General features: G+C 42.8%; 6 protein-coding genes and 1 pseudogene. 6 read left to right on the top strand and 1 reads right to left on the bottom strand.

Going from position 1 to position 6,161, the window contains the following annotated elements; all coding sequences use genetic code 11:
• Positions 1 to 666: 666 nt before the first annotated feature.
• The 6 genes and pseudogenes from V7Z60_RS08365 to V7Z60_RS08340 all read left to right on the top strand — a co-directional run bounded on the left by V7Z60_RS08365 (position 667) and on the right by V7Z60_RS08340 (position 5,604).
• Entirely contained in the window at positions 667 to 2,052 is a 1,386-nt protein-coding gene (locus V7Z60_RS08365; RefSeq protein ID WP_334117371.1) for a hypothetical protein, read from the top strand.
• A gap of 80 nt (positions 2,053 to 2,132) precedes the next feature.
• Positions 2,133 to 3,455, top strand: a complete 1,323-nt coding sequence (locus tag V7Z60_RS08360; protein WP_334117370.1) for a TrkH family potassium uptake protein — start codon at positions 2,133 to 2,135, stop codon at positions 3,453 to 3,455.
• 19 nt (positions 3,456 to 3,474) lie between these two features.
• Complete coding sequence (locus tag V7Z60_RS08355; RefSeq protein WP_334117369.1) at positions 3,475 to 4,125, top strand: potassium channel family protein; 651 nt, start codon at positions 3,475 to 3,477, stop codon at positions 4,123 to 4,125.
• Between the two features lie 28 nt (positions 4,126 to 4,153).
• Positions 4,154 to 4,345: pseudogene (locus V7Z60_RS08350) on the top strand (RNA-guided endonuclease InsQ/TnpB family protein); the annotation flags it as partial.
• A complete protein-coding gene (locus V7Z60_RS08345) occupies positions 4,320 to 4,649 on the top strand; it encodes a zinc ribbon domain-containing protein (RefSeq protein WP_334117372.1) in 330 nt (109 codons plus the stop codon). The pseudogene V7Z60_RS08350 and the gene V7Z60_RS08345, both read left to right, overlap by 26 nt.
• A gap of 187 nt (positions 4,650 to 4,836) precedes the next feature.
• Positions 4,837 to 5,604, top strand: coding sequence for a DUF975 family protein (locus V7Z60_RS08340; RefSeq protein ID WP_334117368.1), 768 nt, complete (start codon positions 4,837 to 4,839; stop codon positions 5,602 to 5,604).
• Between the two features lie 100 nt (positions 5,605 to 5,704).
• Here the strand turns inward: V7Z60_RS08340 and V7Z60_RS08335 are convergent, their stop codons facing one another.
• Positions 5,705 to 6,160, bottom strand: a complete 456-nt coding sequence (locus V7Z60_RS08335; protein WP_334117367.1) for a hypothetical protein — start codon at positions 6,158 to 6,160, stop codon at positions 5,705 to 5,707.
• Between the last annotated feature and the right edge of the window lies 1 nt (position 6,161).

Below are 6,161 nucleotides of genomic sequence, written 5' to 3'. Positions count from 1 at the left end.
CGCGGAAGAATTGAGACGCAGAAGAAGAAACTAGGATCATCAGCGATTGATGGAAAAGGGAAAATGATTTTGTGAAGGCAGACTGAGGCTTTCACGATAATCAAGAAAGAGGCTGGGAAAAATCCCGGCTTCTTTTTTATATGTTTGAAATTCCGGACAGAGTACATTTGATTCAATCCATGTGATTCTGTGGTATGACAGGCGCCTGGCATGTTTTCCTGTATATCAAGTCTGAGGCGGATTTCTGAGTCGGGAAGACAGAGTAGACTGTCTTTTCAATTTTCTGTGATTTTGGTCTGTTTTTGAGGTGCGGTTGCCGTGATGCGAGGACAAAGTGACTGGAAGGAGTCTGGAGCTGGCATTTACGGACAAATCTTAAAAAATGCCGATTTGTCCGTAATTCTCCCTTGATGCACTGATCAGGCAGGCGATGTTCGGCACTGCATTTGGCAAAAAGAGCGGTTTTCATCCACATGCAAAAGAAGTGTTTCATTCGTCAAACAGCAGGATTATCGGTGCTTTTCGGCAAGGATGCCTGACTCATAGTATAAGTTAGCTATGCAAAGTTCACATATTTTTCTATTCTATGAATGCAAAAAAAGCCTATTTTTATTTTAAACTTAAATAAAATAATATATTGCGACTAAAAGAAGCAGGTGAATCAGCATGTTGGACCTCGAATATAAACAATCACTTCAAATAGTTTCCATGTTGACGGAGGCGGGAAGGTACAAGGAAGCGCTGAAACTGGCAAGGGAAACGTTTGAGAATTTTAAAGTGATTGACAGCGAATTGATTTTTTTGTTGTACAAGCTGAATCTTAGACAAGGGGATACCAGAGAAGCAAGCGTCCATTTAATGTATCTGGCATTTTCCGTCAGTGAAGAGTGTCAAGGGGAACTTAACCGAAAACAAAATAAGATTTTAAGGCAGTTGGATGATTTTTTGGCCTCGCTGGGTTATTTGGTGATGCTGGATGACATCAATCATGTTTCAGCGGCTAAAAAGTATATGACCAGCGAAACCAGGGCTGATTTCGATCTGTTTGTCAAAAGTCAGTTTGACAAGGATCTGGATAGGAAAATATGTGCAGTCAGTCTGGCACGTTTCAGAAGCGAGAATTTTCGGGCCGAGGCGATAAGGCTTGGCTCGGGTCGGGTCTATGATTTGCTCGGAATGATAAATGACGGACATGAAAATCAGATGAAATTGAGGTTTATGCGCGAAATTTTCAGCAAAATCCCCTTGGAAGAATTTCATCGCAAGATCAACGCATTGAATGAAATTGCAGAGCGCTACGATTTATATGCAACTGAAACGGGAATCAAGCAGAAAGCTGCATTTTTCATCGAGAGCTCTGAAAGAACCCTGATGGACGAACCGACAACAGAAGAATACGCATTGCTTAAGAAAGTTGAAGGCGAATTTGATGCGATTGCTTATTCCCGTTACGATGATGCCGTAAAATATGCCACCCGTTTGCTGAAAAAACACGCTTTTATCGAAGCATACCGTTTACGTGCCCAGGCATATGAAGCAAGGAACAGATTTAAGCTTGCATTTGACGATTATTGCGTTGAAGCGATGCTTAGAGCCTTCAGGTATCAAAAATTAAGAACCGGAGACGACTTCAAGCTTTTGGATTTCTGCAAAAAAGCTGCGGTCAATGTCGCTCTTGAATACATCATCGCATATAATCATTACGCATGGACGGTTGACATGAGCAGGGCGTTTGCGTATGCGGTCAAGGTCTCAAAAGCCAGCATTTCCGGAAAAGCCCTTTTGATGCGCGAATATCCAAGCGAAGCTGCTTCAGACGAATTGAAGGAATGCGAAAAAATGCTTGAGGATAAAGAATTCATGGGGAACATTCTGCAACTGGGAATTGATTTGATTGAAAGATATTTGATACCGCGTTTTTCAAGGTCAAATTACGGAAATCTTCCAGAAAATTTTAAAGAAGAACTGGCATTGACAATCAGCGATGCTGAATATTGGGAAGTGTTTAAAGCGTTGGAAAAGATGCCTGAAATTCTTGGACAGAACAACTGATGCGCATGCAGTCCGGCTATTTGTTAAATAGTTGGGCTTTTTGTGGTAGAATGAACTTTGATGAATGTCGGGGTGATTTTTTGAAAAAAGTCAGGTTAACGTCTTTTCAGATAATTATTCTTGGTTTTTTAGGTCTGATACTTTCAGGTACGCTGTTGCTGATGCTGCCGGTTTCACAGGCAAACGGAGACGCAACGTCCTTCAAGGATGCCCTGTTTACGTCAACATCGGCAGCATGCGTTACAGGGTTGGTCGTTAAGAATACGGCAACGTATTGGAGTTTGTTCGGAAAGTGCGTTATTTTATGTCTGATACAAATCGGAGGACTTGGCATTGTGACGGTTGCAATGGCATTTTCGCTGCTGGGCCGGAAGAAAATCGGTTTGATGCAGCGAACAGTGATGCAGGAGTCGATTTCTGCTTTTTATGTTGGCGGAATCGTCAAGTTTACTTCTTTTATCATTAAAACTGTTGTTTGTTGCGAGATTTTAGGAGCTCTGCTGATGCTGCCGGTATTTTGGCATCAATTTGGCGGAATTCGCGGCATTTTTTATGCGGTCTTTCATTCAATCTCTGCATTTTGCAATGCCGGTTTTGATCTCTTGGGAAGAACCCATCCTTATGCGTCATTGACGGGCTACATCGGTAATTTGCCGGTCAATCTTGTAATTATGAGTTTGATTTTGATTGGCGGACTGGGTTTTCGTACGTGGGAAGACGTTCGCCAGAACAAGCTGCATTTTTCACGGTACTGTTTGCAGTCAAAGCTTGTTTTGGCGACGACTGCCATCCTGATTATCGTTCCGTTTTTATATTTCTTCTTTGCGGAGTTTGGGCACTATCCGTTAAAAGAACGAATTCTGGCCGCACTTTTTACGACCGTCAGTCCGAGAACTGCCGGCTTTAATACGGTTGATCTGTCTGAATTGAGTGATGACGGAATCGTGATGAATATCCTGCTGATGTTGATTGGCGGAGCCACAGGATCCACTGCCGGCGGAATGAAACTTACGACAGTGGCTGTCTTGGCGATTTCGGCACATTCGGTTTTGCATCGCAAAAAAGATGCAACTGCATTTGGCAGAAGAATCGGAACAGGGGTCATTTTTGATGCAGCAGCTGTTTTCAGCTTGTATTTCGGAACATGCATCTTCAGCGCAATGGCAATCAGCGCAATTGAAGGACTTCCTTTTTTGAAATGCATGTTTGAGACTGCCTCTGCAGTGGCAACCGTTGGACTGACGCTGGGAATCACGCCGCATTTGAGTGTACTTTCGCAGTTGATCTTGATTGTTTTGATGTTTATGGGAAGAGTCGGCGGAATGACGCTCGTTTTTGCAACGATTGCAAGAAGGCATGTGGTGGATCCGCTCAAGCCTGAGGAAAAAGTACAAGTCGGATAAGGACAGGAGGAATTTTTACTTGAAATCAGTTTTAATCGTTGGAGCAGGTCGTTTTGGGAGACATATGGCACAAAAGCTGAATCAGCTCGGTCATCAGGTAATGATCGTTGACGGTGATGAAGAAAGGGTCAGAGTGGCGCTTCCTTACGCTACGCGGGGGTTGATTGGAGATACGACAAGTCCGGAATTCATGAAAACACTTGGTGTAAATGATTATGATCTGTGCGTTGTCGCAATCGGTGATGATTTTCAGAGTTCGCTTGAAACGACGCTTTTATTAAGGGAACTGGGTGCAAAGAAGGTCGTTGCAAGGGCCGCACGCGGGATACATGCCAAGTTTTTGCTGCGAAACGGTGCAGATGAAGTCGTTTATCCGGAAAAAGAGCTTGCCGAATGGTCCGCAATCAGATATATTTCTGATCATATCTTTGACTACATCAAACTTGACGACGAGAATTCGATTTTTGAAATTGACGTTCCGAAAGCCTGGCTGCATAAGACGCTGTCTGACTTGAACATCAGGAGAAAATACAAGATGAATGTTGTTGGCTATCGCAAGAAAGGTCAGCTTTCTATGGATGTGGATCCTTATATAACATTGGAGGATGATATCAGATTATTTGTGACAGGTACGCCAAAAACAGTTCAAAAGCTGTTCAATTATGCTTAGCCGGAAATCCCGTGACTTTAGTCATGGAATGGTTGTAATTGGCAAGGAACTTCGGCAATTAAGCCGAGTTAAGCTGCAAGTTGATACGGTACAGGATTGCATTAAGCAGCTGAAGCTTCGCCAGAATGCCAGGCAAATGTCGAATCATTTCCAGTTTTTAGAAGATAAGCGTATTGACAGCCTTGCGAAAGCTAATGCAATCCAAAGCCACTGCAAGGTTTGAGAAGCCTTTCACAAGGTACATGGCACCGGTGTACCGAAGTTTCATCGTAAAAGCTATGCTGGCTTACAAGGCAGATCTCTATGATTGTCAGTTTATCACGGTCAATCCTGAAAATACAACCCGGACTTGTCATGACTGCAGTTTTGTAATGGACAGTCATGGGTCTGAAAGTCTGACACTGGCAGATTGCGAATGGACTTGTCCGCAATGCGACACTGAATATCCTGGAAAAGGACTCCCAAAAGAACAAAAAGCATGGCCCAAAGTCCAGACCCATTCCTATGACAACCTGGGAATGTAAAAGGTATTGGTAATCAGACAGTCACTGCCCAGACAACTACGGCTTTTCGGTTAAACAGTCCGTATCTATGCAAATTGTGGTTCAGGCACTCATTAGGAAGCCATCGACTTTAGCCGATAGTGGTTGACAGATTGAAATTTATGTTTAATTGGAGTATTATAATGTCTATGGAGAAGGGGGAATTTTAATGAAAACCAGAAGCGAGCTAAAAGTAGAATCGAAAGAACTGCTCAAGGGTCACTGGGGAAAGGCAATCCTGCTTAATATCGTTCCGATTGCCGGATCGATCATTTGCATGTCGTTGGTCGGATTGTGCGTCTTTTTGATTGCATCGTTTGTTGATTCGGATTCTGCAAGACATGTTGCTGAGGCGATTGGGTCAACAGACAATGACGTATCTGCAGGAAGCTCCGGTGCGAATGTCGGAAGCTCCGTTACTTCAATTATCGGGACGTTGCTGACGGTTGGCGTAATGTTTACGACGATTGACTGGCTGAGAACAAAAAAAGCCGACTTCAATACCGCCAGCGGTATTTTTGCCGTTTTTTGCAAGAAATATTTTGTCGGGACGATTATCTTGGTCATTTTGACGACGATTTTCAAAGTGTTATGGACTCTGTGCCTTATCATTCCGGGAATTGTCAAGTCCTATTCATATTCGCAAACTTACTATATTTATAAGGACATAACGGACAGCGGACATGATGAGGATCTGAATTTTCTTGACTATATTACGCTCAGTCGTTCGCTGATGAAAGGGCACAAGCTTGACTATTTCGTGCTTCAGCTCAGTTTTGCGGGCTGGTTCATTGTAGCTTGCATAATCCCGTTCGGAATCGGGTTCATTTGGTATTGGCCGTATTATACGACGACGAAGGCCGCTTTTTACAAAGATCTTTCACAAGACACATTTTTGGGAGAGAAAGACAACTACGTACATCTGTTAGGAAGATAATCATAAAAAGGTTGGATTGCAAAATATTTGAGCAATCCAACCTTTTTTTACTTGGTCTGGAAACAAGTTGTCGCTTATGCCTGTGCAGGGACGAGAAGAATCAATCCGGTTTCTTCTTGATTTTCATCAGGTGATGAATAATTAAGCTGAATGTCAGAACAAGATTAAAGACAGTGAGAATGACATTGATGTGATGCATTGTCTGACTGGCATGATAGTTTTGCTCACTGACATGCAGGTATTTTCTTGATCCTTTGAGGCTGATAAATAACTCATATGTGTGATCATTGATGAATTTTAGACGTTTGGATCGTTGAAGTTCGTCAAGATTGTCTGATGTTAATTTCAACTCGTCTATAGATGCCAGTTCCCAAGTGATGTTGCGACCTTGCTGTGATATGCCGCCGAATGTCGCATGATCTTTATTGCGTTCGCAATACATCTTTATGTTTTCTGCATTGCGTTCCAAGGCGGCCCATTCAGAATCTCTGGCAGCGGTAATGGAAAAGAGTGCGAAAAAAAATTCAGTTACAAACAAAATCACAATCAATATGATA

Source organism: Ligilactobacillus sp. (genome assembly GCF_036846325.1).
GTDB lineage: Bacteria > Bacillota > Bacilli > Lactobacillales > Lactobacillaceae > Ligilactobacillus.
This window is presented reverse-complemented; position numbering and strand designations above follow the sequence as displayed.

Excerpts from the sequence above, each read along its gene's own strand:
- V7Z60_RS08365 (WP_334117371.1), top strand. The coding sequence starts at position 667 with ATGTTGGACCTCGAATATAAACAATCACTTCAAATAGTTTCCATGTTG.
- V7Z60_RS08345 (WP_334117372.1), top strand. The coding sequence starts at position 4,320 with ATGCAATCCAAAGCCACTGCAAGGTTTGAGAAGCCTTTCACAAGGTAC.
- V7Z60_RS08340 (WP_334117368.1), top strand. The coding sequence starts at position 4,837 with ATGAAAACCAGAAGCGAGCTAAAAGTAGAATCGAAAGAACTGCTCAAG.